This is a genomic window from Asaia sp. SF2.1, assembly GCF_000505765.1.
GTDB lineage: Bacteria > Pseudomonadota > Alphaproteobacteria > Acetobacterales > Acetobacteraceae > Asaia > Asaia bogorensis.
The window spans coordinates 182,566-204,717 of the sequence record NZ_AYXS01000023.1 but is presented as its reverse complement, the minus strand read 5'-3'; the positions used below and the strand labels follow the sequence as shown (position 1 = coordinate 204,717).

Annotated in this window: 14 protein-coding genes and 1 tRNA gene; 8 read left to right on the top strand and 7 right to left on the bottom strand. The window is 58.0% G+C overall.

The annotated features are described in order from the left end of the window. Positions 1 to 70 precede the first annotated feature (70 nt). The 4 genes from P792_RS30365 to P792_RS37080 form a co-directional block, all read right to left on the bottom strand. Positions 71 to 910, bottom strand: coding sequence for an FkbM family methyltransferase (locus P792_RS30365; RefSeq protein WP_023979116.1), 840 nt, complete (start codon positions 908 to 910; stop codon positions 71 to 73). A gap of 263 nt (positions 911 to 1,173) precedes the next feature. Further along, positions 1,174 to 1,926 (bottom strand): YdcF family protein, encoded by a 753-nt coding sequence (locus tag P792_RS30360; protein WP_023979115.1) that lies wholly within the window; start codon positions 1,924 to 1,926, stop codon positions 1,174 to 1,176. Positions 1,927 to 2,073: 147 nt separating this feature from the next. Next, positions 2,074 to 5,574, bottom strand: coding sequence for a methionine synthase (metH, locus tag P792_RS30355; protein WP_369794241.1), 3,501 nt, complete (start codon positions 5,572 to 5,574; stop codon positions 2,074 to 2,076). Positions 5,575 to 5,843: 269 nt separating this feature from the next. Continuing rightward, the gene (locus P792_RS37080; protein ID WP_152530213.1) at positions 5,844 to 6,173 is read right to left on the bottom strand and encodes a hypothetical protein; all 330 of its coding nucleotides are present in this window, start codon (positions 6,171 to 6,173) and stop codon (positions 5,844 to 5,846) included. A gap of 305 nt (positions 6,174 to 6,478) precedes the next feature. Between P792_RS37080 and P792_RS30345 the strand changes: the two genes are divergently transcribed. The 6 genes from P792_RS30345 (at position 6,479) to P792_RS0119215 (ending at position 17,242) form a co-directional block, all read left to right on the top strand. After that, a complete protein-coding gene (locus tag P792_RS30345; protein ID WP_081866848.1) occupies positions 6,479 to 8,641 on the top strand; it encodes a peptidase domain-containing ABC transporter in 2,163 nt (720 codons plus the stop codon). A 3-nt stretch (positions 8,642 to 8,644) separates the two neighbouring features. Then, positions 8,645 to 10,099: an HlyD family type I secretion periplasmic adaptor subunit gene (locus P792_RS30340; protein WP_023979110.1), complete on the top strand. Its 1,455-nt coding sequence runs from the start codon at positions 8,645 to 8,647 to the stop codon at positions 10,097 to 10,099. Between the two features lie 30 nt (positions 10,100 to 10,129). Beyond that, entirely contained in the window at positions 10,130 to 11,887 is a 1,758-nt protein-coding gene (locus tag P792_RS30335) for a tetratricopeptide repeat protein (RefSeq protein ID WP_023979109.1), read from the top strand. After that, a complete protein-coding gene (locus P792_RS30330; protein WP_023979108.1) occupies positions 11,880 to 14,819 on the top strand; it encodes a glycosyltransferase in 2,940 nt (979 codons plus the stop codon). Before P792_RS30335 ends, P792_RS30330 begins: the two co-directional genes overlap by 8 nt. A 114-nt stretch (positions 14,820 to 14,933) precedes the next feature. Continuing rightward, complete coding sequence (locus P792_RS30325) at positions 14,934 to 15,854, top strand: hypothetical protein (RefSeq protein WP_023979107.1); 921 nt, start codon at positions 14,934 to 14,936, stop codon at positions 15,852 to 15,854. Between the two features lie 164 nt (positions 15,855 to 16,018). After that, the gene (locus tag P792_RS0119215) at positions 16,019 to 17,242 is read left to right on the top strand and encodes a glycosyltransferase (RefSeq protein ID WP_031241028.1); all 1,224 of its coding nucleotides are present in this window, start codon (positions 16,019 to 16,021) and stop codon (positions 17,240 to 17,242) included. A gap of 66 nt (positions 17,243 to 17,308) precedes the next feature. Here P792_RS0119215 and P792_RS0119210 read toward each other — a convergent pair whose 3' ends face one another. From P792_RS0119210 to P792_RS30315, 3 genes are all read right to left on the bottom strand, one after another. Continuing rightward, a complete protein-coding gene (locus P792_RS0119210; RefSeq protein ID WP_081866847.1) occupies positions 17,309 to 18,778 on the bottom strand; it encodes a carbohydrate porin in 1,470 nt (489 codons plus the stop codon). A gap of 212 nt (positions 18,779 to 18,990) precedes the next feature. Further along, complete coding sequence (gene ppa, locus P792_RS30320) at positions 18,991 to 19,512, bottom strand: inorganic diphosphatase (protein ID WP_023979105.1); 522 nt, start codon at positions 19,510 to 19,512, stop codon at positions 18,991 to 18,993. 153 nt (positions 19,513 to 19,665) lie between these two features. Continuing rightward, entirely contained in the window at positions 19,666 to 19,983 is a 318-nt protein-coding gene (locus tag P792_RS30315) for a SelT/SelW/SelH family protein (RefSeq protein WP_235075476.1), read from the bottom strand. Between the two features lie 271 nt (positions 19,984 to 20,254). On the opposite strand from P792_RS30315, the gene P792_RS30310 reads away from it, so the two are divergent. Further along, positions 20,255 to 20,328, top strand: a tRNA-Ile gene (locus tag P792_RS30310). Between the two features lie 83 nt (positions 20,329 to 20,411). Further along, on the top strand, positions 20,412 to 22,091 hold the full coding sequence (gene ettA, locus P792_RS30305) for an energy-dependent translational throttle protein EttA (protein ID WP_023979103.1): 1,680 nt from the start codon (positions 20,412 to 20,414) through the stop codon (positions 22,089 to 22,091). The last annotated feature ends 61 nt before the right edge of the window (positions 22,092 to 22,152 follow it).

Below are 22,152 nucleotides of genomic sequence, written 5' to 3'. Positions count from 1 at the left end.
GGCCACCAGTTAAAGTGTCGTATATGGGAGTTTGATGTTTTAGTCTGAGGTATCGTTCATGGCGGCAAACTCACTGCATATTTATGTACCAGTCATCCCAACGTGTTAGTTCAGGATACCATCGTTGAAATCCGCGAGATTCAAGAGTTTCGCGTATGGCCTCCCGCTTTGACTCGTCTCCCGCATGTTCGACAGATATCAAGCGCACGTCGTAACGATCGAAACGGAAGCTTTGCAATATCTCAAGCTCAGACCCCTCGGTATCGATAGATAGATAATCAATGATATGAGGAGCGTTGTATTTTCGCAGCAGATCTTCCAACGAGATAGTGTTGACCTGTTCGACTGTTATGTTCTCACGGTTGCCTTCGCGCTGATGGATATCGGAAGGTACGATATCAGCCACGTGTGATAATTCCGGTGCCTGCGTCACGCATCGCATTTCAACGACATCTCCCGTCGATCGATAGACGCAAGAATGGTCAATGTGCGCTTCGCGATTTAAGAGAAGACTATCAGCCCAATGAGGATTTGGTTCCGCTAATATACCACTCCACTTATATTTTTTTTCGAGGAGCCATGTATTGCTCATGAAAATACCGTCGCAAGCTCCAAATTCCACAAAGAATCCACTGGTTTTTTCTTCGGTCATGAAGAGTACCCAAAGATCCTGGTAAATCTGGGCCTTGCTTTGTGCAAGATTATTTCTACAGAATAGGTAGAAATCGATGATATCTTTGTGAGTTTCCTCAAGGTCTCGTTCTCGGTCGAGCAGGTTCAAGAAGACGCCTGCGAGGGTCTCCCTTTCCCACTGAGGCAGAATTTCGTCCTCGCCGCAGTTAGCGATGTCTTGGCCTTGTCTGACACGCCAGGTAAACCAAAGCTGTTCGAAGAGCGTCTGATGTTTCATCTCGCCTATGCTCTTTCAATCAGTGAGATAGCTCTCCACCGACTTTGCCAGATGCGCCTGGCGATTACGTCCTGGGTCTCACCAAGAATGGCGTTACGGAACTTTTCCGAAGTTTATCAGTAAGTGTCTAGGTATGTCTAGGCTTTGCCTTGGCGTGCTCCGAGCGTAAATGAGATAGACTATAATTCCCGCATACGCTCAACTCCGGCCAGCTTTTTGGATGTGATTGCTATTAGGGTGCTTTTGGCATTTACCATGGTAATCTACCTACGCCTCATATCGAGGAAGGCACGGTCTAGCTTATGATGCACTTCTATAACTGCCTCAGGCACATCGATATGCCCGATAAATCCTCTCCCCGCAGGGCCATAACCCGTGGCCGTATCCTGTAGCCGGGGAATTTCCCCGAGAAGCAGGGACAGATAGCGCTCCTCCGTCCAGGACTCTGACGTTACCGCCTCTCCGAGGCGGGGCGTGAAAGGCGGGGACGAAAAGAACAGGGTCGGTTGATCGCGCCAGACATGGTGGAACGTCGCATCTGTGCGGCGTTGCAAAAGCGGGTCCTGAACCAGAACAACATGATGCGGCTTCAGTCCAAGCTCGTCGAGTGCCTCGCGTGTAAAAGCCGCGTTCTCGCCCGTATTTGTCGAGCGAGTCTCCAGAATGATCTGGTCACGTGCGATCAGGGAATCTGCTGCAATCAGGCGAGAGATCAATTCGGCTTCCGAAAGATCGGCGAGGGCAGAGGGCGCGCAGTCGAGGCGCGAGGCAAGAGCCGCCACAAGCGGCGGGGTCGAATGCCCGATACCACCAGTGATCAGCAACAGGCAGTCGTGCTGGCGCGCCAGGCTCGTGGCATGATCAACACAGGCAAGCACGCCATTGCCCGCAAGACAGACGAGGTCGATCCGGTTTGGCGCATCATCGACACTTGTCAGAGCCAGATAGCCAGTGATGCGATCGGCGGCTTCTCTGATCTCGGGTTGTTCCAAAGCGGAAAAATCCGGATGTGTCATCTCTGTCCCAACGCCTTCTCTCTCCCTTCACCGGTCAAGGGAGTGGCCGGCCAGGGTAGCGCCGCAGCTCCTGAAGAGATGCGGGGCCAATTTCAATTCCCGGTAAGTATGCTCTCGCGCTTGGGAAAACGCGGCATCACACTCGGGTCAGACCGTGAAATACTTGGCCCGCGGGTTGAGCATGACGAGCGCAGACGTCGATTGCTCGGGGTGAAGCTGATAGCCATCCGATAGCGAAACCCCGATGCGCTCGGCATCGAGGAGCTTGAGAATGGGTTCCTGATCTTCCAGACGCGGGCAGGCCGGGTAGCCGAAGGAGTAGCGTGAGCCGCGATAGGATTGCGCCAGCATCTTTTCCATGTCGCGATCATCCTCACCCGCAAAACCGAGTTCGGCACGTATGCGCTTGTGCGTGTATTCTGCCATGGCTTCGGCCATTTCGACCGAAAGCCCGTGCAGATACAGATAATCCTGATAGCGATTGGCCTCGAACCAGTCCCGCGCCAGATCGGACGCTTTCTGGCCCACTGTCACGACCTGAAGGCCCACCACGTCGCGCTCGGCATCATCGATATCCCGCACGAAGTCAGCGATACACTCGCCATCTTCACGGGGCTGGCGGGGAAGGGCGAAGCGTGCGGCCTCGGTCACGCCATCTTCGTGGAAGAGCACGAGGTCATTCCCTTCGCCCGCGGCCTTCCAGTAACCATAGATGGCCTGAGGCTTGAGAATGGCTTCTTCCGCACAAAGTGCCAGCATACGCTTGAGCACAGGGCGCAGCTCCTGCTTGGCGTAGGTCATGAACTCGTCAAGCGAGCGTCCCTGCTTACGGAAGCCCCACTGGAACTGATAGAGTGAGCGTTCATTCAGGAAGGGCAGTACAGCGGCAGGCGTCGCCTCGACCACGCGGGCGCCCCAGAAGAGCGGCACAGGCACAGGCTGCGTTCCGGCCACGCGGGCCCGACGGGCGCGCGCCGCTTCCTTGTCGATGGGCGCGAAGCCACGTGTCTCGGCCAGCTCGGGCGCTCGCTCGACCTTGCGCTGCTTGCCCGCCCGACGCGTCTGGATGGCGCTCAGATAGTCGTCAAACTGGTTGTTCACCACCTTGTCCATGAGCGACAGCCCGTCAAAGGCATCGCGTGCATAGGCGACGCGCCCTGCGGTCTCGATCCCGTAGGAGCGGGCACATTCATCTTCCACATAGTTGCGCGTCAGTGCTGCGCCACCGAGGAAGACAGGAATATCGATACCCTGACGCGCCATCTCCTCTAGGTTTTCGCGCATGATCACGGTGGATTTCACGAGCAGGCCCGACATGCCGATAGCCTGAGCGTTATGCTCTCGTGCTGCGGTGATCATGTCAGCCAGGGGCACCTTGATGCCCAGATTGATGACCCGATAGCCGTTATTGGTCAGAATGATATCGACAAGGTTCTTGCCGATATCGTGCACGTCGCCCTTGACGGTGGCGAGGACCATGGTGCCACGCGCCTGGCCTTCGACACGCTCCATATAGGGTTCGAGCCAGGCCACGGCGGTTTTCATGGTCTCGGCCGATTGCAGCACGAAGGGAAGCTGCATCTTTCCTGCGCCGAACAGCTCGCCCACCACCTTCATGCCATCCAGAAGCACGGTGTTGATGATGTCGAGCGGTGGCATCTCTTCCATTGCCGCAGCAAGATCATCCTCGATGCCCTTGCGGTCGCCATCAACGATACGATCCTTGAGACGTTCGGCCGGTGTCTCGGCGCGACGCTTCTGAACGGCATCAGCCGCCTTCCGGCCTGCAAAGAGTTCCAGCAGTTTCTGGAGCGGATCGTAGTCCTCGCTGCGTCGGTCGAAGATCAGATCCTCGGCGACCTTCACCTCCTCGGCGGCAATCAGATGCAGCGGGCGGATCTTGCTGACATGCACGATGGCGCCCGTCATGCCGGCCTTGACCGCGTGATCGAGAAAGACCGAGTTCAGCACAGCGCGCGCTGCCGGGTTGAGCCCGAAGGAGATGTTCGACAGGCCCAGAATGATCTGGATGTCAGGAAAGCGCTCGCGGATCATCCGGATGCCTTCCAGCGTCCAGACACCCAGCTTGCGGTCATCTTCCACACCTGTGGCAATGGTGAAGGTCAGCGGATCGATCATCAGATCGGATTGCGGCAGACCATGCTTGGTGCAGGCAAAATCGACCAGACGCTCGGCAATACGCAGCTTGTCTTCCGGCGTCTTGGCCATGCCGACTTCATCGATCGTGAGCGCAATCACCGCGGCGCCGAATTTGCGCGCCAGGATCATGCGGTCCTGGGCATGGCCTTCACCGTCCTCGAAATTGATCGAGTTGATGATGGGCTTGCCGCCATGCAGCTTGAGCGCGGCCTCGATGACCGGGGTCTCCGTTGAGTCGATCACCAGGGGCGCATTCACTGAAGACGTGAAGCGCGTGACGACCTCATTCATCTCGGCAATTTCGTTGCGCCCAACAAAGGCTGTGCAGAGATCAAGCGCATTGGAGCCTTCGGCGGCCTGTTCGCGCCCAACGGCAACGCAGCCATCCCAGTCGCCCGCTTCCTGTAACTCGCGCCATTTCTTGGAGCCATTGGCGTTGCAGCGTTCGCCAATGGAGAAATAGGAGTTCTCCTGACGCAGCGGTGTCTGGGTATAGAGGCTTGCGACAGACGGCACCCAATGATGGATGCGCTTGACCGGGGCGGGGCGATGACTGGTCCCGCCGCGCTTGCGAAGCATCCCGTCCAGCGCCTGGATATGCGGGGTGGAGGTGCCGCAGCATCCGCCCACCAGATTGAGCCCGTCTTCCACAATGAAGCGCTCGACCCAGCTTGCCATTTCACCAGGGGTGAGGGGGTAATGCGTCGTGCCATTCACCAGCTCGGGCAGGCCTGCATTTGGCTGGATGGAAATCAGGCCGGGCCAGTTCTCGGACAGCCATTTCACATGCTCCGCCATTTCCTGCGGGCCAGTGGCGCAGTTCATGCCGATGAGAGGCACGTCCAGCGCATGAATGGTGGTGGCGGCCGCGGCGATATCGGGGCCAACAAGGAGTGTGCCGGTGGTCTCGACCGTCACCTGCACGAAGATCGGTGCATCCGAACCCAGTTCTCGCTTTGCGGCCTTGGCGGCATTGACGGCGGCCTTGATCTGGAGCGTGTCCTGGCAGGTCTCGATCAGGAAGGCATCGACCCTGCCATCGATCAGGCCGCGGCATTGCTCGATGATCCCGGCCTCGAGGGTATCGTAATCGATATTGGCGAGGCTGGGCAGCTTGGTGCCCGGGCCGATGGAGCCCACAACATAACGGTGACGCCCGTCGCTGAATGTCTCGGCGGCCTCGCGCGCCAGCTCGGCCGATTTGCGGTTGATCTCGCGGGCGCGGTCCTGCAAGCCGAATTCGGCAAGGGTGACGATCGAGCCACCGAACGTATTGGTCTCGACCATATCCGCGCCGACCTCGAAATATCCGCGGTGAATCTCGCGGATCAGTTCGGGTCGCGACAGCGTCAGGATCTCGGTGCAGTTTTCCTGCCCCCAGTAATCGCGTTCCACTTCCAGATCGAGCATCTGGATGCGTGACCCCATCCCGCCGTCGCAAAGCAGGACATGGTCACGCAGGGCGTCGAGAAGATGAGGACGTGTCATGATGGCGGTCAGTCTCGCTGTATGGGTCGGACGGCAGGGGCGAAGCCGCGACTGGGCGCTACGGCTGCCTGCCTTTTTTCAGAGGCTACGGCGTCTGTCCAGTATGATGCGAGGCTTGATCCTCATGCGGCTGTGACGAAGCGGGAGGAGACAGAATAAGCCTGAGGCCGATTGGCGCCTCAAGGAGCAGCCCTTCGGAACTTGTTCGGCGCACTCGAAAGGGGCTTCATAGTCGCCGGCTCGCCCCAGCAAAGGAAGAGACAGCCATGTCAGGTGATGGACGCATCCCTCTCTATATACTGAGTGAGCGCGATGCGATGCCGCAGGAACTGGTCCGGGTTCAGGGTGAGGGTGCTTGCCTGGCCGTTGATACTGAGCGGCCGGGCGGCTGGGCAGTCTATCGGCGCATCGCCGCAAACGCATTGCCGGGGCGGGTTCATGCCCGGTTTTGCGCATGCTGTGCCGGGCGCAGCCCTGTTGCCTCTGCCCTTGACCAGCTCTTTCTCGACCGGATACGCGGGACGTCCGCGCACTTTGTCTTCGTAGTCATCATCTGCGGAGTAGGCCGCTTGGCGGATCTGATGGAGTTGCTGCAACAAGATGCAATGGTCAGATCACGTTACCGAATTTAAATTCTATGTATTTTTTGGCCGGTTGGTTTGGAATTTACATAGTAACTTTGACGGAATATGTAGTGACCTCACGCCAAGTTCAGTGATTTCTATGACTTATGGTAAAAATCGAAGATTCTCGCTCGACAGGGGGAGGGGTATTCGCGCTATTCGGGCAGCCTGAAGTCTGAGCGGCTTAGTGAAACACAAGAGGAAGCTTCGTGAAGCATCGTGATGGCGTCGCTGCGGACAGCGAAAACCAGAACCCCGTCTATATCCGACTACGCGCCGCCATGGCTGCAGCCAAGTACCATGGGCTGGACCTCGACATGCGTGATTTCGCTGCTGAGCCGGGCGAGGACTCGCCCTCACCAGCGGCGTTGGCACGATGGTTGAACGAGAACGGTGCCGTGGCGAAGGGAATGCGCATCAAGTGGCGCTATCTTGTTCGCATGCAGAACACACCGCCCATCGTACTGATGTTTCGCGATGGCTCTGCCGCGCTTATGGTGCGCGCTGATCCAGAAAAAAATATCGTTTGGCTCCGTGATCCATTGGGTGACGAGGGAAGCATTCCCGTTGCAGTGGATGAGCTCAGACTGACACAAGTCTGGACAGGTGACATCCTGCTGGTCAAGCGTCGTCGGGACCTGTCGGAGGCTGATGCGCCCTTCGATCTGATGTGGTTTGTCCGCATCGTGATGCGTGAGAAGCAGTCACTCCGTGATATTCTCTTCGCCTCGATGGTGCTGGCAATTCTGCAGATTTTCCCGGCCATGATCGTCATGCAGGTCATTGATCGTGTGGTGAATTACCATTCGATGTCGACCTTGGTATCGATCACGGCAATTGTGCTGATCCTTAGCTTCTATGAAACCTTGTTGACCTATGGGCGTCGCGAGCTCACACTCGTCATGAGTACGCGAGTAGACACGCGAATTTCGCTTCATGCGTTCAATCGTCTGCTGGCTTTGCCGCTCGAATTCTATGAGCGTGAACAAACAGGACGCATTCTGGGCCGCTATATGGCCATCTACAGGGTGCGTGACTTCCTGACAGGTAAGCTCATGTCCACCTTCCTGGATATGTTTACTCTATTTGTAATCTTGCCGATCCTGTTCTGGATGAGCTCGACGCTTGCCTGGATGACCGTGGCGTGCGCAGGCTTGATTGGTCTTATCATCGTGATTTTCCTCGGCCCGATGACACGCGTCTATAACAAGATGATCCGAGCCGAGATGGATCGTAGCTCGATCCTCTATGAGACGGTGGCCGGTATTCGTACAGTCAAAACGCTGGCCTTGGAGCCTACGCGCCGCGAAAAGTGGGACGAAACCACGGCCGAAGTCATTCGATGGAAGCTCGCTGCGGGGCGTATGCAGAATTGGCCCACTACTCTCGTCATGCCACTCGACATGTTCATCAACCGCGGTATCATCCTGGTAGGAGCTTATCTGATCCTGACCGGATCGAGTAGCATCCAGCCAGGCGCCCTGATGGCGTTCATGATGCTTGGTGGGCGTGTCGCGGCACCGCTCGTTGGTCTGGCAAAAATTCTCGAAGATGTGAATGAGGTTATGACCTCCCTCAATGAGGCGGGTATGGTCTTGAATCAGCCGACTGAAACCAAGGCCCTTACATCCGGGCTGCGTCCGCCGATCAAGGGCGCTCTCTCTTTTACGCAGGTTGATTTCAGTTATCCAGGGACCACGATCAAGGCGCTTAACAACGTCAACTTTGAAATTCCTGCTGGCACCATGCTGGGACTTGTCGGGCGCTCAGGTTCGGGTAAATCGACCGTTACCCGTCTGCTTCAAGGCGTGAGTCGAAGCTATACAGGTTATCTGCGTCTCGATGGCGTGGAACTGCGCGAGATCAATCTCAGCCATTTGCGCCGCTCGTTTGGTGTCGTGCTGCAGGATAACTTCCTGTTCCGTGGCACAGTGCGTGACAATATCACCGCCGGACGTCCCGGCTACACAATGGACGATGTGATCCGTGCCGCGCGTCTGGCAGGGGCAGAGGAATTCATTGATCGCATGCCCGCCGGCTATGACACCCCGATCGAGGAAGGTTCTACCAACATCTCGGGTGGTCAGAGGCAGCGTCTGGCCATCGCACGCGCCGTGATCAGCGACCCGAAACTGATGATCCTTGATGAGGCCACCTCGGCGCTCGACCCTGAGAGTGAAGCGCTGGTGAATGCCAATCTGCAGCGTATCGGCAAGGGCCGTACGATGGTGATCGTCTCCCACCGTCTGTCCTCCCTGGTCGATTGCCATCAGATCTGTGTCATGGACAAGGGCAAGGTGGTCGATGTGGCGCCCCATAGTGTGCTGCTTGAACGCTGCGAGATCTATCGCATGCTTTGGATGCAGCAGAATCGTCACGAGCATTCCGCCCATAACAAGAACACCGATCAGAATGATGATCCCATGCTGATGGATGAGGAATAAGCCATGAGCAATAAGGATATTGTTCCCGAAGACGGGAACCAGGAAATCACTGAAGTCCAGCAGCACGTCCCGCGGGCGGCTGATGATCCGTTCTCTCCCCAGGGGCTGCCTCTGGCGCTGCTGGAGTTTCACTCCCCGAGTGCGGCTCTTGTCAATTTGCCGCCTACAGCGTCAGCACGCTACATCATATGGCTCGTCGGGGCATTGTTCCTCTCGGGGTTAGTGGCTGCTGCGGTATTTCCGCTTAATAAAGTTGTCAGCACGCCCGGTAAGCTGATTGCGGTCAGCAATAATCTGGTGATTCAGCCTATGGAGATCTCCATCATCCGATCGATTGATGTCGAGCTGGGTGAGTATGTGAAGAAGGGTCAGGTGCTCGCGCATCTTGACCCTACGATCACCAAGGCAGATATCGTCAACCTCAAGGCGCAGCGTGATTCTTATCATGCCACCATCTCACGGCTTCATGCCGAGGCTGATGGTACAACCTATGTTCCTGACCTGAATGATAGCTACGCTGCGCGTGAGGCGGCATCCTATGCGCGGCGCAAGGCCGAATACACTGCTAAGGTTAGTCAGTTTGACCAGGAGATTGCAGCCTTGCAGAGCCAGATCAATGGCTCTCTTGCCAGCGCGGCCATGCATCAGAGTCGTGGTCGTGTTGCGAATGAAGTGCTGCAGATGCGTCGTCGCCTGCAGGCGGATCAGGTGGGCAGTAAATTGTCGACGCTTGCTGCGCAAAGTGAGCTGATGGAAGCCGAGAGAGCGCAGATTGAGGCGCAACAGGCTGCAGCCTCCACGAAGTCGAAGCTGGCTGCCATTCAGGCAGAACGCGACGGTTACATCCAGAACTGGAAGGCGCAGGTCTACACCCAGATTGCAGAAGTGCAGCATCACCTTGATGAAGCAATCGGCGATTACGACAAAGCCGCCATGCGTAATAGACTGGTACTACTGAAAGCCCCTGACGATGGCGTAGTGCTGAACATTGCGAAGCTATCGGTTGGCTCGGTGATCTCACCTGCTCAGGTTTTGATGTCGATTGTGCCAACTGGAGCTGCGCTTGAAGTTGAGGCGGTTCTCAAAGGAAATGACGCCGGTTTCGTAAAGCTCGGTGACCATGCCTTGCTGAAGTTCTCGACCTTCCCCTATACGCAGTATGGTGGCGCTGAGGGTACGGTTCGTCTGATCAGTGCCGACGCATTCACAGCGGCCGACGCCAAGAGCGCTGCGACCGGACAGGCCCCCTCCGGGGATGCAGATCCTTCCGAGAGTGGGTTCTATCGCGTTCGATTGCGTATCGACCGCTATACACTGCACGGTGTTCCAAGCTTCTTCCATCCTACGCCGGGTATGTCGGTTTCGGCAGATATCCAGGTCGGTAAGCGCACGCTGCTTCAATATATGTTCAGCAGGGTTATCCCCGCCGTGTCGACCGGCTTGCGCGAGCCAAACTAACCGAAGACGATTTCTCCAGAGGAGAGCAGGGTGGCTTTAAAATCACGTCTCGCATCAATGGTCTCGCGTGATGCGCGACTCAATTATGCGATCACCCAGATCGAGTCTGGCGAAAACGCCGTTCAGGGTTTTGCTCTGCTCGGCCCGCTCGCGACGCAGGGGAGCGTCGAGGCACAGTATCGCATTGGCAAGGCGTATCTGGAGGGCTGGGGAACCCCCCCCAGTCTTGAGGATGGCACGAAATGGATGCGCAAGGCTGCCCAAGACGGTCATGTGCAGGCCCGGCTCATGCTGGGCACACTCTATCTCATGGGCTTTCCCGAAGGTTTTGACGAAAACCGCCCGGCAATCCTGATCGACAACCGTGAACGCAAACGGATTCCTGACTTTCATCAGGCGGCGCATTGGAGCCGTCTGGCAGCCAATGAGGGCCAGCCCGATGCTCAGGCGCTACTTGGCTATATACTGACAAACGGCCCCGAAGATCTGCGCGATCCTGCACAGGCGCGGGAGTGGTATGAAAAAGCTGCGGCTGCGGGTTCGGCCCAGGGGCATCTTGGTCTGGGTATGGCTCTTCATACCAACCCGACCGCAGACAATGATCTGGCACGAGGCACCGCCGAGCTCAAACTCGCCGCTCAGGCAGGGCTTGCGACGGCTTTTTATTTCCTTGCCTGGATCAACGAGCAAGGCATCGGGCAGGAGGCTGACTTCACCGCAGCCGCCGGCTATTTCGAAAAGGCTGCTGAACGCGGTGTCGCTCAGGCACAAACGCGCTATGCGCTCTATCTTCTGCAAGGCAAGGGCGTTCGACGCAGGCTGGACCGGGCGGAGACCTGGCTTCGCCGCGCTGCGATGGGGGGGGACGCCGAAGCTGCGGCGCTTTTGGGCGATCTGCATATTCGGGGTGAGGAAATGGCCCCGAATTATCTGGAGGCAGCAACCTGGTACCAGATTGCTGCCGAACTGGGTCATGGGGCTGCTGCACGAGGGCTGGGGCTGCTCTATCTGACTGGCACAGGGGTGCAGCGGGACCCGGATGAAGCTGCAAAGTGGTTTCGTGTCTCTGCCGAGTGCGGCGACCGGGTGGCCGATGCCGATCTTGGCAATCTTGCACTGACCGGTGTTGGTTCCGAGCAGGACCGTGATGCCATGCGCAAACGCTTCCTTCAGGCGGCCGAGAAGGGCGACCTCGTGGGCGCGTTCAATCTCGGCGTATGCTACGCCGAGGGGGTCGGGATCGACCGCGATGACACTCAGGCTGCATACTGGATGCAGCGTGCAGCCGATGGCGTTGTGAATGCGCAATACTGGCTGGGGCGCATGTATCTGGAGGGGCGGGGTGTCCCGCATGACATGGATCTCGCCTTGCGATGGCTTGATCGGGCTGCGCAGGCGCGCATGTCTGAAGCCATGACTCTGCTCGCGCAGATCCTGGTTTCGGGTCGGGCGCCTGAGGGGAAAGATCATCAGCGCGCGCTTGCTCTGTATCGACAGGCTGCCGAGCAGGGATATGTCGATGCCATGTTCTCTGCCGGTGCCATGCTGGGTGGCGGCCACGATGTCGCGGTTGACCGCCGCGAGGCGCAGCGCTGGTTCAGGTGCGCGGCCGAACGTGGCCATGCGCTTGGTCAACTGATGTTGGGCCGTTATCTGAAGCGGGGTCTTGCTGGTGAGGTCAATCCGGTAGAGGCCCGTATATGGCTTGAGCGTGCCCAGGCTCAGGGCGTGAATGATGCTGCGGTAGAACTTGCGAAGCTCGAACGCCGTCTGGGTAGACATGGCTGAAGGGCGCAAGCCCTCAACCCGCCGGCCACCTCCGGTCCAGTCGGGCTATGGCCATGTGGTGACAGCCAAAGACCGGGCCGACTGGCAAAGGTGGCACGACGCCCGGGCGCAGGATGCTTATCGCCGCGGCACGGATGCTTCGAATAACGGCGACGCACAGGCGGCTCTTTATTGGCTCGGGCGCGCAGCCCGCATGGCGCATCATGATCCTAATGTGATCTTTGCCTATGGCATGGCGCTGCTTTCGGCCTCTCGGTGGGAAGAGGCGGTCACGCGTTTCGCGTGGATCGCCAAGCGCTTTGTCATGCGCAAGGCGCTGGTGGGCCAGGCCATCGCCTTGTCTCATCTCGGCCGCATGGATGAAGCCGTCGGTATCTTCGGCCGTATGTTGGCGCATTATGCCCCCGCCGATGAGGTGCTGCCCTGGACGCGGCATTTTGCTGCCCGGTCGGGCTGCCCTGGCTGGTGCGCGACGAGCAATGAGGGGGTCATGCGCGGCGAAGCGCAGGGGCCGGTTACGATCAGCCTCGATGGTGAGATCGTTGCCACTGATGTCGCGCTTCCCTTTGTTCTGCCCGAGAGGTGGATGAAGGCGTCGTTGTTGAGCGCGGAGTGCGGCGGCAAGCTGCTTTATGGCGCTCCGATCGATTTGACGGCCATACGCCATATGCAGGGTTTTGTGTCAGTGCGTCGCCATGCGCTGGACGGTTGGATCTGGTATCCGGCAGATCCCGATTTCACGCCCCATGTCATCGTCGAGGCCGGCGACAGCCATTTCGATCTCACGGCGTCGCAGCTCGAGCAGGCGACATTGCTTGAAAAACCGCTCGCACGGCCACGCCATTTCGCACTTGCGCTCGACACCTTGCCTAAGGGGGTGGTTCACCTGCGCGATCGTTACGGTCAATCCCTGACGGGTAGTCCGCTCGCGCCTGCGGTGATGGCGCTTCTCGATCATGCTGGTACGACGCTAGCCTTTCAGGCGCCTGAGGATGAAGTCGTCGTTGCCAACCGGCCGCGCCATCCTCCAATGGGACGCCGTGTGCCGGGATGCCTCGCGGTCATACCCGCCTATCGCGATCATGATCTGACCCGACGCTGTATAGAGGCTGTGCTGACCGACAAGAGCGACGATCTGGAATGCCTGGTCGTCGATGATTGCTCTCCTGAGCCAGCTTTGCGCAGCATGCTCGCAGAATTTGCTGCAAAGGGCGCGATAACACTTATCATTCAGGAAGAGAATCGTGGCTTCACGGCCAGCGCCAATGCCGGGCTGGCCTGCGCACAAGGGCGCGACGTGATCCTGCTCAATAGTGACGCCCTGCTGCCCAAGGGGGGAGCTGCCCGTCTGCGGGCATGGCTTGATCGCGCAGATCGTGTTGGCACGGTTACCCCTTTCTCCAACGATGCGAGCATCCTGTCCTATCCCTGTGTAGCGCGGCCGAACCCTGTGCCGGATCGGCGTACAGCCCTGTCGCTGGACAAGGTGTTTGCCTCTCTTCCAAAAACTGCGCTTATCGATCTGCCGACCGGTAACGGATTCTGCATGGCAATACGCGGGGATTGTCTCGAAGAAACCGGGCTGCTGAATGTCGATATCTTCGCGCAGGGCTACGGTGAGGAGAATGATTTCTGTTGCCGTGCCTCAGCCCTCGGGTGGCGTCATGTGGCAGCAACGGATCTTTTTGTCAGGCATGTCGGCTCGGTCTCGTTCGGTCGGACACGCAGCCTGCTTCTGGAACGCAATCTGCGCATGCTCAACATGCTGCATCCTGGTTATGATGAGCAGGTCGCTGTGTTCATCGCTGAAGACCCCCTGCGTCTGATACGACGCAATGCCGGGCTTGTGCGGATGATCGCAAGGCGCAAATCGGCGACGTCCTGTCTGATCATGGTAACGCATGATTCCGGCGGAGGGGTTGAGCGGGTGATCAGTCACCGGCGTCAGCAGGCAGAGGCGAGGAAGGAGCAGGTTCTGATCCTGCGTCCCCACGAACGGGGGTGTCGCATTGAGGATTGCGGCGGGGATACGGTCAATCTCGTTTTTGATTTGCCGCAGGAATGGCTGGATTTCGTATCGATCCTGCGCCGCATGAAAGCTGATCGTATCGAATGGCACCATCTGCTCGGTCACGCGCCGGTCATGCATGATCTTGCGGGTGCGCTGGGCATGAAATGGGATGTCGTCCTGCACGATTATATCTGGTTCTGCCCGCGTATCTGCCTGGTTGGTCCGAATGACCATTATTGTGGAGAGCCTGCTCTGGCCGGATGCGAAGCGTGCGTAGCGCAGCAGGGCTCGCTGATTGACGAGCGCCTCTCAGTGGCGGAACTCGTGGCGCAATCCGAGCAGAGTCTGCGGCAGGCCAACAGGGTCGTGGCCGGATCGCTCGATCTGCAGAGACGCTTCAGGCGGCATTTTGCCGGGCTGGACATCACGCTCGAACCGCTGGAGACCGGTAACTATCCGCCTTTAAAGCCCGCTCGCGCGCTGGATGGCGGGAGGCGGCGTATCTGCGTGCCTGGCGCGATCGGCCGGGAGAAGGGCTATGATATTGTGCTGCAACTGGCTGAGGATGCGGCAAAGCGTAATCTGCCTCTCGATTATATTATCGCGGGTTATACCATCGACGATGACCGGCTCATGGCAACGGGTCATGTCCAGATATCCGGTGAGTATCGTGAAGACGAGGCTGTCAGCGTTATCGAGTCGTTTGAATGCGATCTGGGCCTCATTCCCTCCATATGGCCGGAAACCTGGTGTTTCGCGCTCTCCAATCTTTGGAATGCCCGGCTACGCGCCGTAAGTTTCGACCTTGGCGCGCAATCGGAGCGAATACAGCGTGAGGGCAGGGGGTCTGTGGTGCCGCTCGGTATGCCTGTGTCCCTATTGAGTAATGTGTTGCTACACTTTTCACATCAAATGATATAGCTTTTACTGAGTAGTATGTAGTGCTATACATCCGATTATTCCTTTGGAGAGTTCTGTAGCCACATTGTGCAAAATTCCCAAATGCACACCTAAATCAAAGATGGGTCGATATAGATGTCTAATTCCGCGAGTTCTTCAGGGACGGAGCAGGTTGTTCAGCTCAAGGTTCACGCTTCTCTGATGACCTTTGACGCCGGTCTTTTTTGTGTGTTCCTGCCGCCGGAATACGCGGTCCAGAGCGTTAATGGCTATCCCGCGGTGACCGTCACGCAGGCGCCGAACATGCCCAACGGCATTGTGACGATCAAAACCTTCGAAGATGATGGTGTGATCAGCAGCAGCCACGGCGCAGGTGCCGGTGCGGCGCTTGTTCGTGTCGCGCGTGGTCCTGCTCAGGTTATGGTGACGACATACCAGGCGCCTGACAGCTCGCTGCCTGCCCCTGGCATCCAGGTGGCGCGTCTCTCGGGCGATCCGGCGGCCGCCGCGCCGGCTGCTGCGCCCGCTGCCCAGCCTGCACCTGCTGCTGCGAGCAACCCTGATTTCAAGCCTGAGCTTGCCGCCCATGTGCAGCGTCGTGGCGACGTACTGGCCCAGATCGGGGAATGGATGGGTGAGCCGGGCAGCCAGAACTGGATTGAGGGTTTCGGCATTGCGCCGCAATCTCTCGTTGCACCTGAAGATATCGAGTATCAGGCTGTTCTTGGTAAGGGTTGGCTCTCCCCCTGGGCCGAGGCCGGTCAATATTGCGGATCGCGTGGCATGGCCCTGCCGATTCTGGGTCTATGCGTACGTCTCAAGAACGGTGCCGAGGAAAAATTCGATATCGCGATCAGCGCGACCTTCACGGATGGCACGCGCATCGGGCCGGTCGCGGGTGGCGTAACGCTGGAAGCCGAGTCTCTTGCACCGCTCGAGGCATTCCATCTTGAAATCCTGCCCCGTAACGGTGCGGTGGCCCCTGCTGCCAAGGAAGAGCGAGCCGCCAAACCTGCTAAAAAGCCCGCCTCGCGTCGCAAGACGAGCGACGCCTGAGTTTGGGCCAGCCCCGGTACCGGTCGGTATCGGGGCTGTTTTTTTGCTGTGATTTCCTGTCACTCTCAGATCTGACGAATGGCTGAAACTGCGTCCCGCATCGATGCGCGCGAATGCTGCCCTGCTGTTCCCTGTGTCCCTGCCAGCCAGAAGGCTCTGTCGTCTTGCGTTTCCTGTTCGTGCACCAGAATTTCCCGGGTCAGTTTCTTCATCTGGTCAGGCATCTTCATGAGCGGGGAGGCCACGAGATCGTTTTCATCTCCGAGGCCAATGAAGGATATCTGCCGGGGGTCAGGCGCGTTCTCTATCGTCAGGAACGTGTGGTATCGCCTCATACCCATCCTTCGCTACGCGAACTTGAGATGGGGCTGAGCCGAGCGGAAGCCGTTGCAAGGGCAGCGCAGACACTCAAGGGTCTTGGATACACCCCTGATATCATTATCGGGCATCATGGCTGGGGCGAACTGCTCAACCTGGTCGATGTTTATCCCTCGACGCCCATTCTCGGCTATTTCGAGTTCTTCTATCATACTGACAAGAATGACGTTGATTTTGATCCGGAATTTCCACCCCGGCCCGATCTGGCGCCCAATGTCCGGGTCAAGAACGCCATCAATCTCCTTGCCCTGAACCTGAACCAGCATGGTCAGACCCCCACGCTGTTTCAGAAAGGAACGTATCCCGACTGGGCGCATAGCCGCATCAACCTGTTGCGCGAAGGGGTCAATCTCGATCTCTGTGCGCCAGATCAAGCGGTGTTCAAAAGCGATGTCGTTATCGGCGACCAGGTGATCCGCCCCGGGGACAAGTTTGTGACTTTTGTGGCGCGCAACCTTGAGCCCTATCGCGGGATCCATAGCTTCATGCGGGCTCTGCCGCGTATTCTCGATGAACGCCCCGACACACGGATCGTCCTGATCGGTGGCGACGGGACAAGCTATGGTGCGCCGCCTCCTTCAGATGCGGGAAGCTGGCGCGATATCTTCCTGAAGGAAGTGGCGGGACGCATCGACACCGATCGGGTGCATTTTCTGGGCAAGGTCGATTACGACACGTTCAGGCTTACGCTGCGACGCTCTGATGCGCATGTCTATCTGACCTATCCCTTCGTCGCCTCATGGTCCTTGCGTGAGGCCATGGCAACGGGGTGCGCCATCGTGGGAAGCCAGACGGCTCCGGTGGAAGAGTTCATTACGGATAGACGGACAGGGCTGCTGACCCCGTTTCTCGAACCCGATCGCATTGCGGAGTCTATCCTCGAAATTCTTGAGGACCGAAAGCTGGCGGCCCGCTTGCGCCGGGCAGCCCGTCGACATGCGGAAGCCGAGCTGTCGCTTCAGGGCTATCTCGAAAACTACGACGCCCTTATCGCCTCCATCGTGGGATGAAAAGGCAATAAGGGCGTGTATAGCGCAGGTTGATCGAGGCCCCTGCGAGGCAGGGGCGTGTGAGGATCAGAAGATTTCGATGTGCGACTTGAAGCCGAGTGTTGCTGCATCCTTCAGGCCCTGCTGGGCACCCGGACGGATGAAGTACTGGAAATCAGGAGCGAAGGTGATGCCGCGCCAGACGCGGATCTGATACATCGCTTCGATGACCATCCCGTTGGTCTGCGGGAAGAACGAGCCGTTAAGCAGGGTCTGATAACCCAGGCTCTGCTGGATTTCCTGAGCGGTTTTGACCTTCTTGGAGACCTGGATGTAGCTGAAGTTCACACCCCAGGCGTCCAGCGGACGGGACTTCCAGAAACCACGATCGAGCACGCCGATCGAGTATTGACGTTCACGCGTCTGGGTTACAGGCGAGTTGTTGTAGAACACGCCGAGCAGGGTGATGCCGGCATCGGGACCATTGCCCTTGTGACGCATGATCATCTGATCGGCCAGAGCATAGGCAGACCACGAGTTGTTGTGAACCTTGCGGGCCTGGCCCGTCACAGCCCAGTAATTGTCGTTGATATCGTACAATACGTCCGGGTGGGGTGCCGTATCGACAATACCACCAAGCTTGTAGTGACCAGGCAGCTTGTCCTTGCCGAAGATCGGCTCCCAGCCGAACTCGACCGGTGCGGCCTCGCCGTTGATATCCGCGCCGTTCCACTTGAAGCCCGTGCGCATCTGCTGCACGCCGTAGATGCCCATCGTGTTGAAGTAAACGCCGGCCTGCAGATAGGTGTACTGCGACGGACGAACACGGACACGCGCTGCCCAGTTCGAATCCGGGTAGGATGAATGGCTGGTATTGTCAGAAGAGGCCTTCGGGTTACCGCAGAAGGCATTATTCATGAAGTTGCAGTACAGCGGGTTCGACGAGAAGTCGGTCAGCAGCGGAATACGACCGGCGGCAATGTCGAGGTGACCATTGAACAGCGTTTCTTCACCGTAGATATAGACAAGGTGAACGACCACGTTGCCGCCACCACCATAGATTTCCTGGCTGGGGTTCAGGTTGTCACCAAACATGCGGCTGGCAGGAATACCGTAACGTCCGACGAACACGGCGTGGGTCGAGAAGCCGCGAATACCGGCAAGCTTTTCCCAGTCGATATCGTTTTCAAAGCCATACTGACCGGCATTGCTGCTGCCCTGTCTCAGGCCCAGGCCTTTGGTCGGGCTCGTGATGGCACCCGCGAATTCGTTGGTCGTATCCAGAAGGATCGCGACGCCATGCTGGCGCAGCCAGGTGTTCCATCCCCATGGATCATCGAAAATGGCTTCCGGATGGGGCAGGGGCGGGACGGATGAATTCTGGAAATTGACTGTGCCGATCGGGCTCGAGACACGCACCGAAGGTGCAAGGCCTGTGCCGTTGGGCGCACCCCCAGCCAGAGGCGACTGCGCCTGGGCCGACGGCATGGCAGCAAGGGTAGCGAGAGCTGTGGTGACGACACCCAGCGCCTTAGGGGAGATACGGGGAAGAGACATGAGGGCAATCCGCCAGTCGGATGAAAAACGCGAGGTTCCGTGACTTTCCGGGATGAGGTATTTCATTCCTTATCCCAACATGACCCTTTTATTACATCTAATTTATATTTGGCAATGGGGCAGAAAGCCGGATTAGGCTCACAGCGCTGTGATATAAAAAACCGGAAAGACGCTGTGTCTTTCCGGTCACTGTTTATTGCAGCGTGGTGGTGTTACTTGACGGCTTCAAGAGCAGCGATAATCGCTTTCTTGGCCTCTTCTGGTCCTGCCCAGCCCGAGACTTTGACCCACTTGTTAGGCTCGAGGTCCTTATAACGCTCGAAGAAGTGACCGATTGCCTTCAGAGTGATTTCAGGCAGATCGTCAATCGTTTTTACATCGGTATACTGCGTGTGGATCTTGTCGTGAGGCACGCAGATGATCTTTTCATCCTGTCCGCTCTCATCTTCCATCTTCAGCATGCCAATGGGGCGCGCACGAATGACCGCACCCGGAACGATCGGCCCCGGTGCCAGAACCAGCGCATCGGCCGGGTCGCCATCAGCAGCCAGCGTATTCGGAATGAAACCATACGCGGCCGGATAGTACATCGGGGTGAAAAGGAAGCGATCGACGAAAACGGCGCCGCTTTCCTTGTCCACTTCATATTTGACCGAAGAGCCCTGCGGGATCTCGATCACGACATTGATGTCATCGGGAACGGATTTGCCGGGGGAGATCTTGCTGACGTCCATCACTACATGTCCTGGTGGGGGTGAATTGATCGCCTTATCTTAACCGCTCGTTTCCTCCCTGCACAGACGCCGTAACGTTATGTACCGTCCATGTTGTTCTATTGGTCACGGTTATGGGCAGATGTGATGAGGATCATGCTCTTTGCCCGTGATTTACCGATCAACATGGCCCAGATCACGCTCCGGGGCGATCACGTCGCGAACGCGCTGCTTGATGTCCTTGGGGCCGGGGAAACCCCCGTCGCGCTTGCGCTCCCAGATCAGATGATCACCCGCCATGATACTGAAGTGCCCCCCGGTATCGGGAATGAGGGCGACTTCTGCCAACTCAGTGCCGAAGGTCTGCAGCAATTCCTGGGCGATCCAGGCGGAGCGCAACATCCAGTTGCATTGGGTGCAGTAGCGTATCGCAATACGCATCCCGGCCGAGGGGAGCGGCATGGGGCTTTGTGCTGTCGTATTGTCTGGCATCGTTATTGTCCCTGTCATGACCGTCCGATCAGGTCGTCTTCTGATGTGTGGGCAGATTTAGGGATGGGTCAGGGTGGAAACCAGTCATATCTTGGTGCTCGTGCAATACCCTTGTCCTGAAGCACCACGATCGTACGAGGCTGGGGAGATGCCAGTGATGCGGCGGGAGACCTCTCGCAGGCAATGACAGACAAAATGACGAACAGACCTATTTCTTTGTCATGTCGTCTTGCAAATGGGGCCGAATTGCGCGATTTCCTGCACAACCTGTGCGCCTGTAGCTCAATTGGTTAGAGCAGGCCGCTCATAACGGCTTGGTTGCGGGTTCGAGTCCTGCCGGGCGCAGGGGTTTTTACGCTCCTATGCGGAGCGCACTCGAGCCGCGTTCTCGTCCTATTCCGTCCGACCATTCCATCAGGAGATCCGTCATGGCCGCCTATCAGTATGTCTATGTCATGAAGGACCTGACGAAGGCCTATCCCGGGGGCCGTGAGGTCTTCAAGGGCATCACCCTGTCCTTCCTTCCCGGCGTCAAGATCGGTGTGCTCGGTGTGAACGGCGCCGGTAAATCGACTCTGCTCAAGATCATGGCCGGTATCGAAAAGGAATATGGTGGTGAGGCCTGGGGCGCTGAAGGTGCGCGCATCGGTTATCTGGAGCAGGAGCCCAAGCTCGACGAGTCCCTGACCGTCGGTGAGAACGTGGCACTCGGCTTCGGTGACCTAAAGCACGCGGTGGATCGCTTCAACGAGATCTCGATGGCTTTTGCCGAGCCGATGACCGACGATGAAATGACTGCCCTTCTGGCCGAACAGGCAGAGTTGCAGGAAAAGATCGACGCTGGCGATGGCTGGGAGCTGGACCGCAAGCTTGAGATCGCGCTCGAAGCTCTGCGCTGCCCGCCTGCCGACAGCCCCGTCACCATGCTTTCCGGTGGTGAGCGCCGTCGCGTGGCCCTGTGCCGCCTGCTGCTCGAAAAGCCCGACCTGCTGCTGCTCGACGAACCGACCAACCATCTCGATGCCGAGAGCGTGGCCTGGCTCGAAAAGACCCTGCGCGATTATCAGGGCACCGTCATGGTCATCACCCATGACCGCTACTTCCTCGACAATGTCACGAACTGGATTCTCGAAATCGAGCGCGGTCGTGGCTATCCGTTCGAAGGCAATTACTCCTCCTGGCTGACCCAAAAACGCAAGCGTCTTGCCCAGGAGGAGAAGGAAGAGAGCTCGCGCCAGCGTGCCCTTGCCGCCGAACAGGAATGGATCAGCGCCTCGCCCAAGGCCCGTCAGGCCAAGAGCAAGGCCCGTATCACCAAATACGAGGAAATGCTGGCCGCCAGTCAGGAGCGTGCCGGTGGAACGGCCGATATCGTTATCACCCCCGGCCCCCGCCTGGGTGGCACGGTCATCGAGGCAGAGAACCTTTCCAAGGGCTTTGGCGATCGTCTGCTGATCGACGGCTTGAACTTCAAGCTGCCGCCGGGTGGTATCGTGGGTGTGATCGGGCCGAACGGTGCGGGTAAGTCCACGCTGTTCAAGATGATCACGGGTCAGGACCAGCCGGATGGCGGTGCACTCAAGATCGGTGACACGGTCAAGCTCGGCTATGTCGATCAGTCACGCGACTCGCTCGACGACAGCAAGACGGTGTGGGAAGAAATCTCGGGCGGCACGGATGTCATCCAGTTGGGCAAGCGCACGGTGCCGTCACGCGCCTATGTCGGGGCCTTCAACTTCAAGGGCTCCGATCAGCAAAAGCGCGTAGGCGTGCTGTCAGGTGGTGAGCGCAACCGCGTGCATCTGGCCAAGATGCTCAAGAAGGACAGCAATGTCATTCTGCTCGACGAACCGACCAACGATCTCGATGTCGACACGCTGCGTGCACTCGAAGACGCTCTTGCGGAATTCGCCGGTTGCGCCGTGGTCATCTCGCATGATCGCTGGTTCCTCGACCGTCTAGCCACGCATATCCTCGCCTTCGAAGGCGATAGCCATGTCGAATGGTTCGAGGGTAACTTCCAGGACTATGAAGAAGACAAGCGTCGTCGCCTTGGCCCGGATTCGACCGAACCGAGCCGTATCAAGTATCGCCCCATCGCACGCTAAGGGATGAAGATGTCGGAGCGGTTCCTCTCTGACATCTCTCTTGCCGATGTCATGACCGGGT